General features: G+C 41.6%; 21 protein-coding genes and 1 pseudogene. 13 read left to right on the forward strand and 9 right to left on the reverse strand.

The window, feature by feature from the left end; all coding sequences use genetic code 11:
* The first annotated feature begins 4 nt into the window (after positions 1 to 4).
* The gene (locus CA598_RS05690; protein WP_094869074.1) at positions 5 to 1,228 is read left to right on the forward strand and encodes an MFS transporter; all 1,224 of its coding nucleotides are present in this window, start codon (positions 5 to 7) and stop codon (positions 1,226 to 1,228) included.
* Complete coding sequence (locus CA598_RS32875) at positions 1,225 to 1,380, forward strand: GrpB family protein (RefSeq protein WP_256990370.1); 156 nt, start codon at positions 1,225 to 1,227, stop codon at positions 1,378 to 1,380. Before CA598_RS05690 ends, CA598_RS32875 begins: the two co-directional genes overlap by 4 nt.
* A 157-nt stretch (positions 1,381 to 1,537) precedes the next feature.
* Here the strand turns inward: CA598_RS32875 and CA598_RS05700 are convergent, their stop codons facing one another.
* Complete coding sequence (locus tag CA598_RS05700; RefSeq protein ID WP_094869073.1) at positions 1,538 to 2,401, reverse strand: AraC family transcriptional regulator; 864 nt, start codon at positions 2,399 to 2,401, stop codon at positions 1,538 to 1,540.
* Between the two features lie 253 nt (positions 2,402 to 2,654).
* Here CA598_RS05700 and melA point away from each other — a divergent pair, with 253 nt between their 5' ends.
* From melA to asnB, 11 genes are all read left to right on the forward strand, one after another.
* A complete protein-coding gene (gene melA / locus CA598_RS05705) occupies positions 2,655 to 3,953 on the forward strand; it encodes an alpha-glucosidase/alpha-galactosidase (protein ID WP_094875805.1) in 1,299 nt (432 codons plus the stop codon).
* A 131-nt stretch (positions 3,954 to 4,084) separates the two neighbouring features.
* Positions 4,085 to 4,762: a M14 family metallopeptidase gene (locus tag CA598_RS05710; protein ID WP_094875830.1), complete on the forward strand. Its 678-nt coding sequence runs from the start codon at positions 4,085 to 4,087 to the stop codon at positions 4,760 to 4,762.
* Between the two features lie 160 nt (positions 4,763 to 4,922).
* Positions 4,923 to 5,303, forward strand: a complete 381-nt coding sequence (locus CA598_RS05715) for a GntR family transcriptional regulator (protein WP_094869071.1) — start codon at positions 4,923 to 4,925, stop codon at positions 5,301 to 5,303.
* Positions 5,300 to 6,169, forward strand: a complete 870-nt coding sequence (locus CA598_RS05720) for an ABC transporter ATP-binding protein (RefSeq protein WP_094875807.1) — start codon at positions 5,300 to 5,302, stop codon at positions 6,167 to 6,169. The genes CA598_RS05715 and CA598_RS05720 overlap by 4 nt, the downstream gene beginning before the upstream one ends.
* Positions 6,162 to 6,797, forward strand: coding sequence for an ABC-2 transporter permease (locus tag CA598_RS05725; RefSeq protein ID WP_094875809.1), 636 nt, complete (start codon positions 6,162 to 6,164; stop codon positions 6,795 to 6,797). Before CA598_RS05720 ends, CA598_RS05725 begins: the two co-directional genes overlap by 8 nt.
* Positions 6,798 to 6,814: 17 nt before the next feature.
* The gene (locus CA598_RS05730) at positions 6,815 to 7,453 is read left to right on the forward strand and encodes an ABC-2 transporter permease (RefSeq protein WP_094875811.1); all 639 of its coding nucleotides are present in this window, start codon (positions 6,815 to 6,817) and stop codon (positions 7,451 to 7,453) included.
* An 82-nt stretch (positions 7,454 to 7,535) separates the two neighbouring features.
* Entirely contained in the window at positions 7,536 to 8,633 is a 1,098-nt protein-coding gene (locus CA598_RS05735; RefSeq protein ID WP_094875812.1) for a sensor histidine kinase, read from the forward strand.
* A gap of 146 nt (positions 8,634 to 8,779) precedes the next feature.
* Positions 8,780 to 9,202 (forward strand): MarR family winged helix-turn-helix transcriptional regulator, encoded by a 423-nt coding sequence (locus tag CA598_RS05740; RefSeq protein WP_231573276.1) that lies wholly within the window; start codon positions 8,780 to 8,782, stop codon positions 9,200 to 9,202.
* A gap of 26 nt (positions 9,203 to 9,228) precedes the next feature.
* Positions 9,229 to 9,453 (forward strand): DUF896 domain-containing protein, encoded by a 225-nt coding sequence (locus CA598_RS05745; protein WP_042188496.1) that lies wholly within the window; start codon positions 9,229 to 9,231, stop codon positions 9,451 to 9,453.
* A gap of 283 nt (positions 9,454 to 9,736) precedes the next feature.
* Positions 9,737 to 10,672 carry an alpha/beta fold hydrolase gene (locus CA598_RS05750; RefSeq protein ID WP_094875813.1) on the forward strand — a complete coding sequence of 312 codons (936 nt, stop codon included), beginning with the start codon at positions 9,737 to 9,739 and terminating at the stop codon, positions 10,670 to 10,672.
* 145 nt (positions 10,673 to 10,817) lie between these two features.
* Complete coding sequence (gene asnB, locus CA598_RS05755; RefSeq protein ID WP_094875814.1) at positions 10,818 to 12,695, forward strand: asparagine synthase (glutamine-hydrolyzing); 1,878 nt, start codon at positions 10,818 to 10,820, stop codon at positions 12,693 to 12,695.
* 1,147 nt (positions 12,696 to 13,842) lie between these two features.
* On the opposite strand, the pseudogene CA598_RS05760 reads toward asnB, so the two are convergent.
* The 8 genes and pseudogenes from CA598_RS05760 to CA598_RS05790 form a co-directional block, all read right to left on the reverse strand.
* A pseudogene (locus tag CA598_RS05760) lies at positions 13,843 to 14,184 on the reverse strand (tyrosine-type recombinase/integrase); the annotation flags it as partial.
* Between the two features lie 221 nt (positions 14,185 to 14,405).
* Positions 14,406 to 14,717, reverse strand: a complete 312-nt coding sequence (locus CA598_RS05765; protein ID WP_094869064.1) for a metal-sensing transcriptional repressor — start codon at positions 14,715 to 14,717, stop codon at positions 14,406 to 14,408.
* A gap of 119 nt (positions 14,718 to 14,836) precedes the next feature.
* The gene (locus tag CA598_RS05770; RefSeq protein WP_094869063.1) at positions 14,837 to 15,934 is read right to left on the reverse strand and encodes a M15 family metallopeptidase domain-containing protein; all 1,098 of its coding nucleotides are present in this window, start codon (positions 15,932 to 15,934) and stop codon (positions 14,837 to 14,839) included.
* 109 nt (positions 15,935 to 16,043) lie between these two features.
* A complete protein-coding gene (locus CA598_RS32685) occupies positions 16,044 to 16,499 on the reverse strand; it encodes a conjugal transfer protein TraX (RefSeq protein WP_256989723.1) in 456 nt (151 codons plus the stop codon).
* Positions 16,414 to 16,764, reverse strand: coding sequence for a TraX family protein (locus CA598_RS32690; protein WP_218832583.1), 351 nt, complete (start codon positions 16,762 to 16,764; stop codon positions 16,414 to 16,416). The genes CA598_RS32685 and CA598_RS32690 overlap by 86 nt, the downstream gene beginning before the upstream one ends.
* A gap of 121 nt (positions 16,765 to 16,885) precedes the next feature.
* Positions 16,886 to 17,884, reverse strand: a complete 999-nt coding sequence (locus CA598_RS05780) for a tagatose 1,6-diphosphate aldolase (protein ID WP_256989733.1) — start codon at positions 17,882 to 17,884, stop codon at positions 16,886 to 16,888.
* 57 nt (positions 17,885 to 17,941) lie between these two features.
* A complete protein-coding gene (locus CA598_RS05785) occupies positions 17,942 to 18,586 on the reverse strand; it encodes a TVP38/TMEM64 family protein (protein ID WP_179281523.1) in 645 nt (214 codons plus the stop codon).
* Positions 18,587 to 18,614: 28 nt separating this feature from the next.
* Positions 18,615 to 19,979, reverse strand: a complete 1,365-nt coding sequence (locus tag CA598_RS05790) for an MATE family efflux transporter (protein ID WP_256989732.1) — start codon at positions 19,977 to 19,979, stop codon at positions 18,615 to 18,617.
* Positions 19,980 to 20,015: the final 36 nt, after the last annotated feature.

Genomic DNA, 20,015 nt, shown 5'->3' on the forward strand with positions numbered 1-20,015 from the left:
TTTCATGACACAATCTATCACACCCGCTGCAGTTCGTGTAGGAGGAGGCCTAACTAAGCAATTCATACTTATATTAGCTATTGCATCAGGATTAAGCGTGGCAAATATGTATTACAATCAGCCCCTTCTGGCCGATATTGGACGAACCTTCCATGCATCCTCTAACGCAGTAGGATATGTATCGATGCTTACTCAGATCGGTTATGCGCTTGGGATGTTATTGTTTGTTCCGTTGGGCGACATTCGTGAACGAAGAACACTAATATCCGGACTTCTTATTGCCGTATCATTATCACTCGTTGGTTTTGCTACAGCTCAGAACCTTATTTGGATGTATATTGCCAGTTTTGCTATTGGCATAACTACGGTGGTGCCGCAGGTTATCATTCCTCTCTCCGCAGAGCTCGCTCTGCCAGAAGAACGAGGTAAGGTTATTGGAACCGTAATGAGCGGGCTGTTTTTTGGTATTTTGCTGGCAAGAACGATATCCGGAATTATAGGAGATATGTTCGGCTGGAGAGCGATGTACTGGATTGCTGCAGTTATAATGCTATTGTTATCCCTTATCTTATACCAACTAATTCCAAAGACGAAACCAGAAAATAATTCATCCTATACGGATCTACTGAAATCAATGGGGAATTTGATTCGCAGATATTCGACGCTTCGTGAAGCATCACTGATTGGGGCTTGTATGTTTGGTGGCTTCAGCGTGTTCTGGACTTCACTGGCTTTCTTTTTAGAAGGTGAACCTTACCACTATAGTAGCTCTATCACAGGCTTGTTTGGGTTGATCGGTGTAGCAGGTGCTGCGGGTGCTCCATTTATCGGGAGGTTAGCTGACAGGATCGCACCGAAAAAGATAGTAGGTATACTACTGTTGCTGACATTGATTGCTTATGGCTTCTTCGGTTTAGCTGGATTTACAATCTGGAGCCTGATTGCCGGTGTTATTATTCTGGATCTTGGCGTACAAGGGTCACAGGTTAGTAACCAAACACGGATCTATGCACTTGAGCCGGCGGCCCGCAGCCGAATAAATACTGTGTTTATGGTCAGCACTTTTACAGGTGGCGCAATTGGATCAACACTTGGAAGCTTTGCATGGCAGCATTGGGGCTGGAATGGCGTCTGTCTGATGGGTGGAATGCTAATTGTGGCCGCTATATGCATATGGATAGTCTATAGAGGAATTGAGAAGAAGGCATTAAACGCAGGAGGTGCATGAGCATCAATCTGAAGGCGGAAATGGTAAGAGTTGTCCCGTATGACCCCGAGTGGAAGGTAGAATTCAATAGAATTAGAGTTCAGTTGTTATCTTATGTTGGCGACCTCATTGTTACGATAGAGCATGTGGGGAGTACTTCCATTGAAGGCTGACTATCTCCGTTCAAATGGCGGTAACGCGTCAAGCATATGCAGAAGTCAAACAGCGTCTGGCGGAATAACACCGCTACGATAGGGATGCTTACTGTGAAGGAAAGACAATGTTTGTCACCTCGATTTTATCAAAAGCCATGAAATAACCCATAAGCAATCATATGCCCGATCGAAGATGGCTTCGATATTCACTGGGGGACATACCGCTCCACTTACGGAACTGCTTGGAGAAATATAACGCATCATTGAAACCGACCGAAGAGGATACCTGGTCGATGGTGAGCGTTCCTCCAAGCAGTTCCTTTGCTTTATCCATGCGAACCTTTAACAAATATTGCTTGGGTGACATTCCGATCTTTTGCTTAAAGGCCTTAGAGAGGTGAGCCCTATGATAACCAAGCGAGGATGCCATGTGGTCGATACTGATCTGTTGATGAAATTGGAGAGAGATCCAGCGGATCGCTTGATTGATCTGGCGGTCGATAACATCCGGTAAATGTGCGGAATTAGGGGTTAGCGAACCTATGTTCGCAAGGCCGAATTTGTGCACCAAAAGGCGCATCCACCCAGAAGCCTCCAAACTTTCCAACCTTGGATAAGCAGACTGCTGGAAGGAAAAACGAATATGTTCATACAAGTTATGTATCTCTAAAAGATTATCTAAGTGTATTAACGGCTTGTCCGGTGTAATCCCCACTTCTTTAAATAGCTGCTGAACGGCTTCTCCTTGCAAGGCTACCCATACATAAGTCCAAGGCTGTTCCATGTCTGCCTGATAGCTGAATAATGCCCCTGGGAATATAACAAAGGTATCTCCTGCACCACATACCTGAGAGTTACTTTCACTCTGAAACACTCCCTTACCATCCATTACGGTATGTATAAGGTAGTAATCGTGAACAGAAGGCCCCATCTTATGTCCTGGGACCGGTTTACCTTCTCCGCTGAACAATACAGTCAGGTCGATTTCATCTGGAGCAAGATTAAACCCTGCTGTGAAATGATAATGCTCTGAAGCCATTTGCTTCTGACCTCCTATAACTGATTTGAATTACATATAGATTATAGGACGTACCACATAAATGCAACAAACATCCATATATGAATTGTATTTATCCATACTCATTGAGATCGCTCTCATTTATAGTGAATAGTGAAGAGAGAGACGGATACCCTCTGATATTCTAGTGTTTATAAGGAAAATTATCGATATTTTCTGTGTCGTTAACGATGTCGGGACCGTAGAGCTCACTATTTAAGGAGGAATATTTCACATGTCCAAAATTACATTTATCGGAGCGGGAAGTACTGTATTTGCAAAGAACGTTTTAGGAGATTGCATGAGAACTCCAGCCCTTCAAGGCTTTGAGCTTGCCCTATATGATATTGATCTTCAGCGCCTAAAAGATTCCGAGAATATGCTGAGTAATATAAAAGCAAGTAGTGGCAGTACTTGTATCGTGAAATCCTATACGGATCGTAAGGAAGCTTTGCGCGGAGCTAAATATGTGATTAATGCGATTCAGGTCGGGGGTTACGATCCTTGTACCATAACAGACTTTGAAATTCCGAAGAAATATGGCTTACGTCAGACAATTGCGGACACGGTTGGTATCGGTGGTGTTTTCCGCAACTTACGCACGATTCCTGTTATGCTTGATTTTGCTGCAGATGTGAGAGAGGTTTGTCCAGATGCTCTGTTCATGAATTATACGAATCCAATGGCAGTATTGACCAATGTGATGAACACTTATGGTGGTGTGAAGACTGTTGGATTATGTCATAGCGTACAGCACTGTATTCCAGGCTTATTCGAGCATCTGGGAATGGATCAGACGGGTGTACAGGCTAAGATTGCCGGGATTAACCATATGGCTTGGCTACTTGAGGTTACGAAGGACGGAGAGGACTTATATCCGGAAATCAAACGTCGCGCTGCCGAGAAGCAGAAAGAGCATCACGGGGATATGGTTCGTTATGAAATGATGCTTAAATTTGGTTACTACATTACGGAGTCTTCAGAACATAACGCAGAGTATCATCCTTATTTTATCAAACGTAATTATCCTGAGCTCATCGAACGGTTTCAAATCCCACTCGACGAGTACCCACGCCGCTGTGTAGATCAAATTGAACGCTGGCAGCTAATGCGTGAAGAATTAGTAAATAATAAAGAGCTTGTACATGAACGTTCGCATGAATATGCTTCATATATTATGGAAGCTATCGAAACGAATGTGCCTTTCAAAATCGGTGGTAATGTTATGAATACAGGTCTTATCACCAATCTTCCGAAAGAAGCTTGTGTAGAAGTTCCATGCCTTGTAGACAGAAGCGGCGTCACTCCGACCTTCGTGGGAGATCTTCCTCCGCAGTGTGCCGCACTAAATCGTACGAACATTAATACACAATTGTTAACGATCGAAGCAGCGATTACGCATAAGAGAGAGCATATATATCACGCAGCTATGCTCGATCCGCACACTGCCGCCGAACTGTCGATGGATGACATTACGAATATGTGTGATGAGCTAATTACAGCCCATGGAGACTGGTTGCCAGCGTATAAATAAAATTTCATATTGCTACGATTTTATAATTCTAAAGCCTGAGAAATCAGGCTTTTTTTTGCTTATCTGTCTAGGACAACTGGGTTCTTACGGAATACACATATATGGACACCTAAATGCGGAGGTGAAGCATGATGATCATTGAGAATTATACCTTAGCAGCGTCCACATCCCATGCCACCCCTTATTATGTGATCAGAGGTGGGCTCCCTGGTCCTGTATTTATGGTGGTGTCCGGTATACACGGGAATGAAACGGCAAGCATACGTGCTGCTAAAAACATCGTGAATCGCATAAGACAAGGAGAACTATATATTTACCGAGGTACGCTTATTATTGTACCCCTCATGAATCAAAAAGCTTATCGCAAACGAATTCGAGGCGTACCAGATTTGAACCGAACGTTTCCACGTACTAGCAATGGATCTGCCAAACATACGATATCCATAGCCTTGCTTCAATTAGTACGACGTTATCGACCCACCTGGTATCTAGATCTTCATGAAGCGAACGGTTTATCTCAAAGAAATCCTAAACGACTTGGTCAATCTATTATCATTAAGCCGGGGAGCCGAGGTATGGCTACAGCAAGACGTATTATAAAGGACATTAATCGTACAATCGCTAATACTTCTTATCATTTTAATATCCGTTTACGAGAGCGCCCCGGGTCGTCACGTGCAGCCGTCTCCCGTATCATAGGAGCGAAGGCATTTACTGTGGAAACCTGCTGGAGTCTTGATCGTGATCTTCGTATTCGCTATCAGATAGACATTGTTAACCGCTTTTTAAGAAGTGCTGGATTGATGTGAAGATGATTAGATACGCTGTATGCCAAGCAAGCTGACCCTGAGTTCATAGGAATCGGCTTGTTTTGTGTGGATTTGAAAGATCATTGACAATAATGAGTATAGTGTATATATTACATATATACATTGAATACAGATAAACTAGGAGTGAGGGCACGAGTTCATGAACATATTGATATCCAACACTTCCGGTGAACCCATCTATGCACAGATTGTCAGTCAGATCCGCCAGATGATTCTACAAGGAGAGTTAGTCTCAGGTACGCCTTTACCTTCTATTCGGCTGTTAGCCAAAGAGCTGCAGATTAGCGTAATCACAACGAAACGAGCCTACGAAGAGCTGGAGAGGGAAGGGCTTATCAATTCCATTGTGGGAAAAGGTTCCTTTGTTTCTGGTGCAGATCAGGAGTTTATTCGTGAGCAGCGGCTACGGATCATGGAGAACAAAATGAAGGAGATTATTGACGAGAGCAAGCTGTTAGGGATTGATTTTGCTGAGTTCAGTGAGATGTTGAAATTGCTTTATGAGGAGGAGACAGAATGAACGATGTTATTCAATTGAATCAAATATCTAAAAAATATGGCCATTTTAGCCTATGCGAACTTACGTTCGGTATTAAGGAAGGGTATATCACGGGGCTAATTGGACCCAATGGGGCAGGGAAAACAACTTTAATTAAAATGATGATGGGTATGGTACAACCCGACCAAGGAAAAATCGAGATTTTTGGCAAAGAAACGTCCATAAAGAATGCAAAGTACAAAGATCGAATTGGGTATGTTTCCGATGAGAATTACTTCTACGAGCAATTAACCATCGATCAGATGAGTAAGATGATTGCCCCCTTTTATAGTCAGTGGGATAAAGAGACTTATAGGAAATACATAGAGATGTTCAAGCTTTCCCCGCGGAAAAAGATTAAAGAACTCTCCAAAGGGATGAAAATGAAGTATTCGCTCGCCATTGCTTTATCGCACGGTGCAGATCTGCTCATCATGGATGAACCTACTGCGGGTCTTGATCCCATATTCCGAAGAGAACTGCTGGATCTGCTTAGTGAGCATATCCAGGATGAGCAGAAATCTATTCTTTTCTCCACGCATAACACGACTGATTTAGACCGGATAGCGGATTATATTGTTTTTGTGAATGAGGGGCGGCTAGTTTTTAATGAGATGAAAGAATCTCTCCCTAATAAATATATGCTGGTAAAAGGCAATAAGGAGTTACTTGATCGGGATGTGCGAAAATGGTTCATCGGGCTTAGAGAGACTGAAGTTGGTTTCGAGGGTCTTCTGAACAATCGCTCTGAGGGGGAACGATTCTTTAGAGAGCATGCCATATGCGAGACACCTACTCTGGAAGAAATCATGTATTTTACGGTAAAGGGAAACGCTTTGTATGTTTAATCTCTTGCTGTTGATTCGTAAAGACATTACTCTCCTGCGGAATTTCATCCCTTTATTTCTCTTAAGTATTTTGTTTGTTGCATATGTACAATTGGATAGCTCCAGTATGTTTGCTACCTTTCAATCTTTACTATTACTCGTATACTCCTGTTCAATGGATGCACAGAATAACAACACAAAGTTTGTTATAGGACTGCCAGTAAGTCGGCATGAAATTGTCTTGGCTAAATATTTATCACTGATTCCTTATTGTTTCATCGGTTTGGTTTGCTCTTTAGCTTTGTTTCTAATTTCCAGTTCATTTGGATATTCCATTAGCCCGGTTTATTGGATAGGGGTATCTTTAACGTTACTTATGATCCCTTTAGCTGCATCTATTTATTTGCCGATCCATTATTGGCTTGGTTACAAGAACTATCACTTTAATATCCTTTTTAATGTAGTTGTGACGATAACCACGATAAGTGCTGGATCTTCACTCACCAATTCATCATTTTTCTTAACAATAACCCAAATAAAGCTGCAGGATCATCCGGTGCAGACAGGTTTAATAGGGATCGTTTATCTATTCATCTTGTACTTCTCATATAAGATTTCACTACGATTGTTTAGCAGGGAAGCGTTATAAGCTAAGGAGGACTTATAGTGTATCATTCATTGTATCTTATTCAAAAAGACTTCATTCTTCTGCGTAAATTTCTGATGCTGCTAATCCCTTTCTTTATTTTTATAGCTTACTCGAACTATCATAGCTTCAGTTTATTTACGGTAATGCCACCCATGCTGTTGCTGATAAGCTCCTGTTCTATGGATACTCAGCAGATGACGCAACGGCTTCTCGTTAATCTCCCTGTGCGGAGACAAGAGCTTGTCCGTGCCAAATACTTCTCAATCCTTCCGTATGCTCTTGTTGGGCTAGCGGCAACGGCCTTTACCTATCTCCTGATTATTATGACAGGTAAAGAGGTAACCCCTCATTTTTGGCAAGAGGTTGGTATTACGATATCCATTTTCCCACTTCTCGCCATGCTTTATTTACCGATTCATTACTGGTTAGGGGCTAAAGGAACGCAAGTAGTTAATCTCGTTTTTATGATGATTATAATGGTTGGTCCAAATGTGATCGGTAGTTTGCTTCAATGGTTTCCTAACCTAGAGAACTGGCAGAGCTTTGGCGTGAAGTCTAGCTTTATTCCTTATATCATACTAGGACTGGCTTACGTGTTCTTGCTCAGTTGTTCTTATCTCATTTCACTGCGGATTTTTGAGAAGAAGGATCTGTGATGTTAATAATTTGAGATTTAGATTGAATTCATATACCATTATCACTACAAGATAAATACTGTAGGGGAAGGGTATACATCCAATGCCTAAAATGATTTATAGCTTTCGTACAAAAATGATTATGCTGCTGATGGCCAGTATGCTAGTATCCGGTGGGATAACCTTTTTAATCTATAAGGCGCTCCAGCGATATTATCACTCTGAGGTGAAGTTTGAGAATCCACTAACCCAAGTTCGCTATGTTATAAGAGATATTGGAGATGTGAATACATTTTTAATTATCTTTATACCACTAGCCATTCTATTTTTCTTCTTATTTACTAAACCTTATGCAAAATATTTCAAAGAAATCTCAAAGGGGATTCATCAGCTAGCGTCAGGTGATTTCTCCGAACGAGTAGATATCCCCTCCAAAGATGAATTTGGGATGATTGGTCATGATCTCAATCTAGCCATTGAGAATATGCAAGAAGCCATTGAGCGGGGAGACATTGCCGAGAGCAGTAAAGATCAACTCGTGCTGAATCTAGCGCATGATTTACGTACACCCCTAACCTCGGTTATTGGTTATTTGGATTTTATTTTGAAAGACAATCAATTAACCCCAGAACAGGCCAGGCATTACACTACGATTGCTTATACCAAATCTCAGCGTTTGGAAAAATTAATCGATGAGTTGTTTGAAATTACAAGAATGAACTATGGCAAGCTTAAGCTTGAGAAATCCTCGATTGATCTCAGTGAGCTTCTCTTACAATTAAATGAAGAATTATATCCAGTCTTTGAGAAAAATGGTCTAACCTCCAGATTGGATATGACACAGCCACTGAAGATTTACGGTGACGGGGAATTGTTAGCACGTGTATTTGAGAACCTTCTAACGAATGCGGCCCGATACGGAAACGACGGCCAGTTTATTGATATTCACGGTTACTTGGACGCTAACGAGGTAGTCGTTGAAGTGATCAACTATGGAAATTGTATTGAACCGGAAGAGCTTCCACGTATTTTTGATATGTTTTACACGGGCGATCTTGCTCGATCACATCCAACAGGAAGTACGGGACTTGGCTTGTTTATTACAAAAAATATAGTAGAGCAGCATAATGGAACCGTATCTGCGCAAAGCAGTGTGGTGCGTACAATCTTTGAAGTGAGGCTCCCGCAAAACAGTAATTGAAGAACATTTCTATACCATAAAGCTCCAACCTAAAGAGGATTCGTTGGTGGGTGACATCTAAAGATCATCAACCTTTGAAATCCTCTTAAAAACATGATATAATTAGCTTGCTAATTAATTTGTAAGGTGGTTCGGGGGAACAAGCTGTGATTGAAGATGAGATAAGAGAACTACTGGATAGAATTTCAGCGGAAATGCGTAGAGATTATGCAGCATTGCTTAGAGAATTTAATCTTCATGTGGGCCAAGAACAGTTATTATGCCGGTTATGGAGATCAGATGGAATGACACAGATCCAGTTAAGCGAAAGTCTGAATTGTGAGCCTCCAACCATTACGAATATGGTGAAATCACTTGAGAGTCATGGGTTTGTTGTTCGAAAAAGAGATCCTGAAGATGGCAGAGTAAGCCGAGTGTATCTAACTCCAGCCGGACGTAATCTTTGTGAACCTGTGGAACGTATATGGAATAAGCAACTGGATAAATTATTAACAGGAATTCTACCCGAAGAACGTTTATTATTAAGAAGGCTTATGAAACAGATGGTTGTAAATTTATTAGCAAGCTAATCAAAACTTAGAAAAGAGGAACATAGATGATTACCAGTTTGACTCGTATTAATGAACTAGCCAGGAAAGAACGTGAAGAAGGTCTGACAAAAAGTGAATGGGTGGAGCAAATCGCTTTGCGTGAAGATTACCTACGTGAAATTCGTGGACAAGTTCGTAACAGTCTATCGGGAGTGACGATTGTAGATCCTGAGGGAAATGATGTTACACCTGAAAAGATTCGTTTATCGCGTAAAGAAACTTTGAACTAATATTTAACTAATGAAATGGATGGACACCTTTAGAATATTGTTGAATGGTCCTATGGGCTAATCAGCAAATATCTAAAGGTGTTTTTTTATGTGATATCTAATGGGCGGAAGAGGAATCCTATCTATAAAAAGTTATCTTAACGGAAGCTTAATTCTATTTCTTTAGTTGTGGTTGAGAATTAAGACTGAATTAATCTTGTGTTACACAGGATCTAAGACTGGATGGTTAGAATGAAATGGACAGAAGATAAGATATAAACATATGGGGAGCGGGAGATGACAGATGAAAAAAGCATTGTTCTTGTTACTTAAAGTAGTAGTAGTTATTATCGTACTAATCGTAGTATTTCTAGCCACTGTATTTACAGTTAATGTGGTCAGCAACAAAATAGAGAAAGGCAAAATTGAATCCTATGGTCAGCTAATACCGGTAGACGGAAAAAACATGAATGTCATGATTCAAGGTCAAGGCGAAGAAACGGTAGTATTACTACCAGGTTTCGGAACGGCAGCCCCAGGAATTGATTTTAAACCGCTAGTTGACGAGCTATCTCCATTCTACAAAGTGGTAGTAATTGAGCCATTTGGGTATGGGTTAAGTGATATCACTGAAAAAGAACGAACGGTCGATAATATAGTGAGTGAACTTCATGAAGCTTTACAACAATTAAAAATAGACCGTTATATTCTGATGGGACATTCTATTTCTGGGATTTATGGTCTGGACTATGTGAACAAATACAAAAACGAAGTCAGTGCATTCGTGGGAATCGACAGCAGTGTACCGGCACAAGGAGCAGGCGAGGCGCTTCCAACTGCAGCCTTAAAAACACTTAAACAATCAGGGTTCTACAGATTGCTGGTTAAGATCGATCCTAACCAAATCCTCTCGCCAAATGTGGATGATAAAACGAAAGAACAAAATAGAATGATTACGCTTAAAAACATGATGAACCCAAACATCATTAACGAAGCAGAGCATTTCCCTAGTAATTTTAAAGCTACCGAAACATTAAAGTTCCCTAAAGATCTTCCCGTGATTTTCTTCTTAGTAAAAGATAATTCGGATGTTGAGGGTTGGGCAGCTTTACATGAAGAACAGATCAAGGATTCCTTACATGGGAAGATGTTGATGTTTGAAGGAGATCATTATTTACACCATACTCGATCGAAAGAAATCGTAGAGAACTTCAGAAGCTTTATGAATGAAACCAAATAAGCATAAATGAGAAAGCGTCGAACGATTCGTTTAGTGAATCCTTCGGCGTTTTTTTATATGAATGATAAGCAACAAAAAATGATTGATCAACGCATTTGTGGGCACTCTAAACCTTAATCTTTATTATAGGAAGGACTAACATAGCATGTGCGGAATAGCAGGAATACTAAAATGTAATGGACACCCCCCGCAAGAAGAAACCTTAAAACAAATGACAGGTGCAATGAATCATCGAGGTCCTAATCATGAGGGAGTATGGCTTGATTCTCGCATTGGACTCGGTTTTCGGAGGTTGTCCATTATAGACCTACGTGATGGGAATCAGCCGATGACGAATGAAGATCAGTCCCTGTGGATTGTTTTTAATGGTGAAATCTATAATTATAAAACACTAAGAGATCAGCTTAAGCTAAAGGGACATCATTTTCAAACACAATCAGATACAGAAGTTATCTTGCATTTATTTGAGGAATACGGCAAGGAATGTGTCCATCATCTACGTGGAATGTTTAGTTTTGCGATTTGGGATCTTAAGGAACAAACCCTTTTTGCTGCTAGAGATCATTTCGGTATTAAGCCTTTTTATTATTACAAAGATGAGAATAACCTTTTATTTGCTTCAGAAATCAAAAGCATTCTTGCCGTGCAAGGAGTGCCTAGAAAACTTCAGTATCAAAGCTTATTTAGCTACTTAACTTTTCAGTATGTACCGCAACCCGATACGATGTTTGAACATATTCATAAATTAGGCCCTGCAGAGCGTATCTTTGTTAACTCGAATGGTGAAATGAAGATCGAGAAATATTGGGAACCCCATTTTCATCCGGTAAAACGATCCTTAGCAGACTATGCGGAAGAAATTCAATGGAAATTGAAAGAGTCTGTAAATCTTCATTTACAAAGTGATGTGAATAGAGGGTGTTTTTTGTCCAGTGGAATTGACTCCACAGCTATAGCTGCAATGATGAAAGCAGAAGAATCAACAAAGACTTTTTCGATTGGATTTGAAGGGGTGAACAATGAAACTATCATTGCAAATCAAACGGCAGCCAAACTGGGGACGGATCATTATTTTCACATTTTATCTACAGAAGACTTTTTTGAGAGTATACCGAAAACGGTATGGCATCTAGATGAGCCTGTTGCGGACCCTTCTGCTATTGCGCTCTATCATCTTAATCAGCTTGCCAAAGAGCATGTCACGGTTGTCCTATCGGGGGAAGGCGCTGATGAATTATTCGGAGGATACCGAATCTATAGAGAGCCGGATGCATTAAGACCCATTACATGGATGCCTAACTTCATAAAGGATACGTTACGAAAATCTTTAACCGTATATCCTTATCATTTTTATGGAAAAAATTATTTACTTCGGGGGCTGACACCTTTAGAGGAACGCTTTTTCGGTAATGCTAATATCTTTAACAAAAGCGGAAAGATGAACTTGCTTCACGAATCGGTACACGCTCAAAATAGCTTTTTACATCCGACCGAAATCGTTAAGCCTTTTTATGATAAGACAGTGCATCTTGATCCTACGACAAGAATGCAGTTTATTGATATGAACTTTTGGTTACCTGGCGATATTTTGTCAAAAGCAGATAAGCTCTCTATGGCACATTCATTGGAATTAAGAGTCCCGTTTTTAGATAAAGAGGTTTTTGAAACGGCCAGTAAAATTCCAGTCGCCAATCGGATTGGCAAAAACACAACAAAACTTGCTTTGCGTAAAGCTATGGAAGGAATTGTTCCGGACGCAATTGTGAATCGCCCCAAATTAGGATTTCCCGTACCGATTCGTGATTGGCTTAAGACCCCGATTTCAGATATAATGTTTGAGCAAATACGCTATAGTGGTATTGAAGAAATATTCAATATGAATATCATCGAAGAAATGTTTATCCAGCATCGGAGTAATAAAGGTGATTATTCGCGTAGAATCTGGCTAATTTACATTTTTTCAGTGTGGTACACACTTTTTATGAAAGAAGATCTGAAGCAATTAAAGAGTGCTGTGCTGTAATGGGGGAGTGATCGCTTGAACATTGAGGAATATGCATGGAATAAACATAAGCAGCAAATTGTAGACAATAATGAATTAAGAAATCAACTTGAAGAGACACTTGAAAAATTACCACAGAAGTTCCTGGCCTAATGGGCTTTGAGCGTTGCTGTTGAACATCTGGATCATCTGGATCAACATCTTATAAATTGACCCGAGCGTTCTAACTGGACATATGAGAGGACATACTATAGTAAGCAGTGACTATGCCGTTGAAATGGTAAATGTATCCAATTGTTCTTTAGTGGCCGAGGCTGCCACTAAAGAATGGGAAAGACAATTAAGGATAGCTGAAGAATTGTTTTAAAATTAAAGCTATAAGACCGAACATGTGTGAAGATATTGGTATAAGTTGATTAATGGTAATAATTAGCTTTTTTATTTAAGAGGTACTTAAAGAACAACCAACAATAAACATATAAATATAACCACACAGAGTTAAATCCGAGATTCTGATACACTTTAAAGTTTAATACTCGTTAGCGACAAATTGATCTCTATAAAAAAGAAAAGATGAAGATAATGTTCATACAAGGGACGTTCATTTGAACGTTGTATCGATAACCATTAATGGACAGCTGATAAGCAGTATTTATAGATCAAATTGGCTTACTCCATTAATTTATATACTACTTCATCACAAAACCCGTATTTTGTACATATGTCTATGAGTTGGAAAACGCCCTGTTTGGTTCTTATTGTCTGTGTGTGACGGATGACAAGAATGTGTACCGATGAATGACAAGAATATGTACCGTTGTCCATGAGATCACCCTCCTTTTTATCATATAACTAAGAAAGACTGATCTTCAATATGTTGATCTAATGCGACACAAAACTCCCTACCTTTTTGACACAAAACCCCCTACTTTAAGCTCTTTTAGTTAAAAAGTTTGGAGGTTAATAAAATCAAATATGATTTGATCAATCTATTTTGTCAGCTCCACCAAGCAAGTAGATGATTTTGTGTCATTCCTCCAAGTAAGTAGGCGGTTTTGTGTCACCCCACCAAACAAGTAGGTGGTTTAGTGTCATTTACTCCAAGCAAGTAGGCACATTTGTGTCATTATTTATACAGCTAGTTATCCATAACACCTTTTAATATTTGTTATTGATCCATTTTATTAACTGCAATTCGCATCTCTTCATCAGTTAAATGAGTGTAAATCATAGTAGTTTGAATAGATGAATGCCCCAGTTGATTCTTTAATCTAGGTACATCATTATTCTCCTTATGATATCGAGTTGCAAATGAGTGTCTTAATGCATGCACCGATAGAGCCGGCTTTCCAAAGGCAATTGCATATTTTTCAACAAGCTTTTCAATAGATCTTTGATTTAAGCGGCGATTAGTACCCTTCCGTCCAACTGGTGCAGCTATAAATAGGAATGGAGCTGATTTATCTGGTTTATACCGTGATTCTCTAATTGCAAGATAATTGTTTAAATCATTCATTTTTTAATTCCGATGATCATTTCTAATTAACAAGTTCTTATAATCAGAAGTTTTAAAAACAACCTTGACTTTTTTTTGGTTGATTTGAGCACTCTATGCACCTTATATCTATAATTTAAAATTTTATTAACCATTTAATATTTATGGGATACACTCCATTACACATTATTAAAAAGCCCCTTCTATACTGGCACAAGAAGGGGCATCAACAAGCTTTACCGGATGTAACTATTTATCGCAGCATTCAGTTCTGCAATCACCTGTGCTTCGTCGCCATGATGCACGGCATCAACCACACAATTCTCCAGATGGTCTTTTAAGAGCAGCTTTGCTGCTCCATCCAGTGCTTTTTGCACGGCCGCAATCTGCAGCAGGATATCGGGACACTGGCGTCCATTGATCGCCATTTCTTTAACTGACCGCAAATGCCCCTCGACTTTTGCCAAACGGTTAATAATATCTTTCCGGTACTTATGCTCATGATTATGTTCATGACTATTCCCATGGTTAATATGCTCATCAGACATGCGTACTTACCTCCCTAGCTAAATCCTTTTTGAATGAACCTCTCCCTATACATATGACACAATTTAATAGTACCGCTGTCTAGGCTGGCTGTCCAATCATCCAGAGGGGCAACAACAAATTATTCCGCAAAAGGTGCTGTACTGTAAATATCCGTTATAATAAATTCCCCATCGCCGCTTTGATCTGCGATACTGTCCCTGGCCTCAAGATCGTTAAAGTGCCACCATTCCGAGGCCAACGGAGTCAAACCCGCGGACGTGCAATATTTCTGCAGCTGTTTAGCAGGGTCTGTCATCGTATCGGCATAAGTCGATCCTCTCCAAGCGTCCGGCGTTTTTGAAGTCACTGCAGCAGTGAATATAGCTGAGCTTCCACTCAACTCATGTATGTAGGTTGGCATGACGTACTCAATATAATCCGTAACTTGCAAGGAAAGGTAGTCACCGATCCTTACTTGCTCCTCTGATTGGATTTCTACTAAACTCACGTCCATTCCGTACCCCATTTGGTGATTGGATACTCCATCAACAATAAACCAGGTTATTCCCCACGGTGGCGTATTGATCCCCTCCATCACTTCAGGATCTGATTCAGCCAGAGCTTTTAATGCAGAGGCAACATCTTTCTGTACAGTATATGGGCGGAAAACCTCATAAATTTTCAGCGAGTTTCCATCAGATAAAGCCATGCGCTGTGCGGAGTATATTTTTTTTGACATTTGATACAGAACAGGATCGATGAACTCCTCTTTTGCCAGCCGATTATTGTAACTTTTCCCGGAATACAGTTTCTGATCGGTGATACCGGGAATCGCTTTTCCGGAAGATTTGAACTGTGAAGCATACGTATTGGTGTTGTCATAAATCATAGACGGAATAACATCGGGAAGATTAATGAAACAGTAAACATGCGGCAGCCAGCCGGTAACATCCTGATGTTGTACCAGCCACCATGCCCCCTCTTCCTTTAAAATCTGGAAGGCACTTCTAGGTTCAATTATTGCTACCGTAATGGAATTAACGTCGGCTGAATTTTTCAACTCCATTCTTACTGAGGCATACCCTGTAGCACCAATTACAGGCAGCTCCAAATTACCGTCGTACACTAGTCCTGTCGAGGGTTCTTCGCTTCTCGTTGCTTGCGGCTGTTCAGGCAGGACTTCTTGCTCAGATAACGTGGGCGCAGGACTATTTACTACTTGCGGATTCGGGTTCATCTTGCCGGTACAAGCGGATAGCGTTACAGCACTACAGCTGTAAATATAGTCAAGGTTAGGAACCTATGATTAATTATTCTAAGCCACTTCATGCAGCGTTCTCCTTAATCTATGATTCAAATAAAATATAACGAAACAGATACAGCACTATTAGATGGAGCGGGTAAAATATATAGAATCCATACTTGATCAGATTGGATTTTCGGCCGCGGGTTCCGTTGTACAAAGCAAAGAGCGGAATCGCCAGCAGAATGCCGAAACGGAAGATGCTCGTTGAACCTGATGCCGAAAGGCCTGGAATAATGTAAAGGGAAGTTCCAATTAGTGCAAAGCCAAACATTTGCAGACTGAAGCGTGTTCTGAACAAACCAAAACACACGACCCATAAGACTCCGATGTAATTCCAATCTGCCGTCCATGCGAGCAGGCAGCATACCGCAACCGAAGAGATCTGTCCCCATAAGGGGATCTTGGGATTTTTACAGATAGACAGTGCAATCAGCCCCATGAGCAAATCCCAGATCACACTGGTCCCTTGCCACCAGGATAGACCGAAGAAGAGCACAAATGGAAAATGAGAGACTAAGGAAAAAAGAAAAAGCCGTATCATAAATTTTCTTTAAGTTGGAAGTATGCGCGAAGCCCTCTGCAATCAGGTAACAAATAATGGGGGCGGCAAGTCTGCCAATAGTGTGAAGCAGAATATCCAGTGAGGTTCCTGAGGGAACCAGCCATACCGATAGGTGATCGATGAACATGGATAATATAGCAATAATCTTAAGTGTATTCGAATTTACAACTTTAATAGCTGAGACATCTGCTGTCTGCATGATTTGCTGCTCCATTTCCCTTGTTTCGTGAAGCCATATAATACCCGGCAGGCGGAAAGGCTATGCCTGCTGCACGACCTGCCGGGGTTCAAAGCAGATTAATGGGTGACGGTAAAATCAATCAAGGATGTTTCTGCCACCATGGTGTGGTCACTTGCCGCAGAATATTATCAAGCTTGATCATTCGCTGTTTGCCTTCCTCTTGAAGCCATTTGCGTAATGCTTCAACCCCCTCCTTGCCGTATATTTCTATACCGTCCTGCCATGTAGCCCGACCGCACAGTACTCCTGAAAAAGGGACTTCCGCTTCCCCGGCAAATTTCAAGGTCTCTAGAAATATTTCATTCGTGACTCCCGCACTTAGATAAATAAACGGAATAGGTGAAATTGTTGCTGTATCTTTAAAGTGCTGTAGTGCTTCTTGCCTTGTATATACCGCTTCATGCTCATGGCCGGTATTGGCTGCCGTGCCGGATACATATTTCATATTTACCGGAACTTCAACCTTCAGCACATCAATTTTATAACGCGGTTTGGAGAATTCCTGCATATACTTCTTAACTTTATCCGGTTTGACTTTGGCAAACTCGGCGCTTCCTGAGTCCGGTATGCTGTCACTGTATGTTACGGCTTCAAAAAAGAAGGGAATGTCATTTGCGGCACATTCCGCACCGACACGTTCGATGAAGACATGTTTAATGTCGTTGATTTCCTCTAGATCATCCGGATCGTAATACATCAGGATTTTAACGGCATCTACTCCCTTCTCGACATACCGCAGAGCTGAAGATCGGGGCAATAAATCTGGCAGTCGGCCCATTTGTGTCACATCATATCCGGTTTCCTCATAAGCGAGCAGAAGCCCGCAGTCTGCATCACGGGCTTCTGCTGCTGGCCAGCCAAACTCAGGGTCCAGCAAAATAGCAGTCGAATAAGGTGTAAGCTCTTCGGAAACCAGCTGTTTGAACTCGGCGACCTGCTCATAGGATGCTTCCTTTCCCAATGCTTTGCTTAAAGATTTGGATAAGGAGCCTCTTTGATCAATAGCGGTAGCAGCAATATATCCATTGTCGTTGGAGAGTTTGAGCAAACGGTCAAATTCACCTTTTGAAAGCTTAATTGTTATGATTGTTCCTCCATCGATTTTGAAATTTTGATTGCATTAAATTTACATACCTTATTGCTCGTTTTCTAAGCGTTGAACGCTCGTGGCATTCGGAAATAATCGGCTATATATCAGATACACGACACCTAAAAAAACAGCATATATCAGCAGCACGGGTGACCAATACTGCGAACCCGAGACCGCAGAAACGCCAACATAGGCGAAAACAAGCATCGTTGGGATTTTGCCCAGGACAGTTGCGGTTACATACGGAACGAACGGAAGTTTAAACCAGCCTGCATATCCGTTGATAAGCGCAGCTGGGATGAAAGGCAGCATCCGCCCGATAAGAACGAACAGAAAAGCGCGCTGCTGGATATGCTCATTCCATATCTTCAATTTGGTTTTGGAACTTTGGCTTTGATACCCCCCACCTCCTTTGGCAAAAATCCAATAGGTAATAACAGCAGCCAGAGTCGATGCTGCCACACTCATCCCGCTTCCTCCCCATAGCCCGTATTTGATGCCTAGGATGCCAGATACCAGCGCAAAGGGGATGACGGGAACCATTCCGAGCACTGCACAGATGAACAGGATGATGGGCCAGCTTCCAGAATCCAGATTTTCCAGCCAAGGAAGCAGCTCATCCCTCAGGACGTAAATCAAACCGAGCAAGGCCAGATAGAAGATCACGGCAGCCATCTTTCGGGTAAACATTCGCTCCTTTCTTCCTCCCCTCCTCGCTTTAATGTGCGGCCTCATTTTCAAACGCAGCAATCTTTTTCCGGAAACGGAAAAATAAAAATACTGCACGAATCGCCAAATCAATAGCGATTGACAACCAGATGCCTGCAATGCCCAAATCCAGCTGAATGCCTAAGATGTATACTCCGATGACCCGGATCAGCCACATGCCGATGGCGGTGCTATACATGGGGCTCTTGGTGTCACCCGCACCCTGCAGTGCACCTGCAAGGACGAGTCCGACAGCCAGGAACGGCTGCGCGAAGGCATCGATTCGAAGTGCGGTTGTCACCATTTCAATGACAGATTGATCCCCGGTAAACCACGCTGCCGCAAAGGGGGCAAATACAAACAGGAGAACACCGACGAAGCTCATAAATACCACGGCAACAGCGGTAGTATATATACCAAACTGGTAGGCATCCCGGTGTCGGTTTGCTCCCAGGTATTGTCCAACTAAGGTGGTGGCTGCAATGGCCAGCCCATAGCCCGGCATATATGAAAAAACTTCGATATTACCGGCAATGGTATGTGCAGCATAAACCTCAGTTCCGATTCTGACGATAAGGCCCATGTATAAAACTTGTCCCAGACGCATGATGAGACGTTCTGCAGCTGCTGGTCCTGAGAGTTTGAGAAGCGGTTTAGTGAACTCGTTGTGGTCTTTTTTGAACAGCGAGAAAGACAGCTGTGACTTCCGGATGTAATGGAACAGTGCAATGGAACCAAGAATCCGAACCAGAACTGTGGCTAACGCCGCTCCGGCAATCCCCATCCCCGGAATGCCGGCTAGTCCGAAGATCAGGATGTAATCAAGAGCGATGTGGATTACATTTACCCAGATCCCCACCTTCATCGGGGTTTTGGTATCACCAGCTGAACGCAAGATACTGCCGAACACAGTCATTAAGGAAATAAATATGGAAGGTACGGCAACAATACGAAAATAAGTGACGCCGCTGTTGAGTACTTCTGGCTCGGCTCCCATAATGCGTAGTAGCGGCTCAGCGAAAAATAAGGTTATAATTCCAAATGAAATTCCGGCATACACAGCTAGCCACGTAGATTGACGAGCAACTTGTTTAGCTTCTTTCATCTTCCCGGCGCCAACACGTTTGGCTATCATGGAGGAAGTTCCGACACCGATGGCGAGAAAAATAGCAATGTAAACATTCAAAATCGTGTTGGAAACGCCGACAGCCGTAACCTCATTTAGCCCGATTCTGGATACAAACAATGTATCCACAAATCCCACCACCGTTTGAAGCAGATTTTCAATCATCGCAGGTACACCGAGCGCCAAAATGATTTTAATTTTTTCTTTTGGTGTAGTGTCTGTTATTTCTATTATCCTAGCCACATCAATCGTTCCTTTCTAAGCTCTCTGGAATAAATACATACC

It is taken from the genome of Paenibacillus sp. VTT E-133291, from assembly GCF_002264395.1.
GTDB lineage: Bacteria > Bacillota > Bacilli > Paenibacillales > Paenibacillaceae > Paenibacillus_AQ > Paenibacillus_AQ nitricinens.

What these genes read in the sequence shown, in the direction of transcription:
- CA598_RS05690 (WP_094869074.1), top strand. Translation starts at nt 5, where the DNA reads ATGACACAATCTATCACACCCGCTGCAGTTCGTGTAGGAGGAGGCCTA.
- CA598_RS32875 (WP_256990370.1), top strand. Translation starts at nt 1,225, where the DNA reads ATGAGCATCAATCTGAAGGCGGAAATGGTAAGAGTTGTCCCGTATGAC.
- CA598_RS05700 (WP_094869073.1), bottom strand. Translation starts at nt 2,401, where the DNA reads ATGGCTTCAGAGCATTATCATTTCACAGCAGGGTTTAATCTTGCTCCA.
- melA (WP_094875805.1), top strand. Translation starts at nt 2,655, where the DNA reads ATGTCCAAAATTACATTTATCGGAGCGGGAAGTACTGTATTTGCAAAG.
- CA598_RS05710 (WP_094875830.1), top strand. Translation starts at nt 4,085, where the DNA reads ATGATCATTGAGAATTATACCTTAGCAGCGTCCACATCCCATGCCACC.
- CA598_RS05715 (WP_094869071.1), top strand. Translation starts at nt 4,923, where the DNA reads ATGAACATATTGATATCCAACACTTCCGGTGAACCCATCTATGCACAG.
- CA598_RS05720 (WP_094875807.1), top strand. Translation starts at nt 5,300, where the DNA reads ATGAACGATGTTATTCAATTGAATCAAATATCTAAAAAATATGGCCAT.
- CA598_RS05725 (WP_094875809.1), top strand. Translation starts at nt 6,162, where the DNA reads ATGTTTAATCTCTTGCTGTTGATTCGTAAAGACATTACTCTCCTGCGG.
- CA598_RS05735 (WP_094875812.1), top strand. Translation starts at nt 7,536, where the DNA reads ATGCCTAAAATGATTTATAGCTTTCGTACAAAAATGATTATGCTGCTG.
- CA598_RS05745 (WP_042188496.1), top strand. Translation starts at nt 9,229, where the DNA reads ATGATTACCAGTTTGACTCGTATTAATGAACTAGCCAGGAAAGAACGT.
- CA598_RS05750 (WP_094875813.1), top strand. Translation starts at nt 9,737, where the DNA reads ATGAAAAAAGCATTGTTCTTGTTACTTAAAGTAGTAGTAGTTATTATC.
- asnB (WP_094875814.1), top strand. Translation starts at nt 10,818, where the DNA reads ATGTGCGGAATAGCAGGAATACTAAAATGTAATGGACACCCCCCGCAA.
- CA598_RS05765 (WP_094869064.1), bottom strand. Translation starts at nt 14,717, where the DNA reads ATGTCTGATGAGCATATTAACCATGGGAATAGTCATGAACATAATCAT.
- CA598_RS05770 (WP_094869063.1), bottom strand. Translation starts at nt 15,934, where the DNA reads ATGAACCCGAATCCGCAAGTAGTAAATAGTCCTGCGCCCACGTTATCT.
- CA598_RS32690 (WP_218832583.1), bottom strand. Translation starts at nt 16,764, where the DNA reads ATGCAGACAGCAGATGTCTCAGCTATTAAAGTTGTAAATTCGAATACA.
- CA598_RS05785 (WP_179281523.1), bottom strand. Translation starts at nt 18,586, where the DNA reads ATGTTTACCCGAAAGATGGCTGCCGTGATCTTCTATCTGGCCTTGCTC.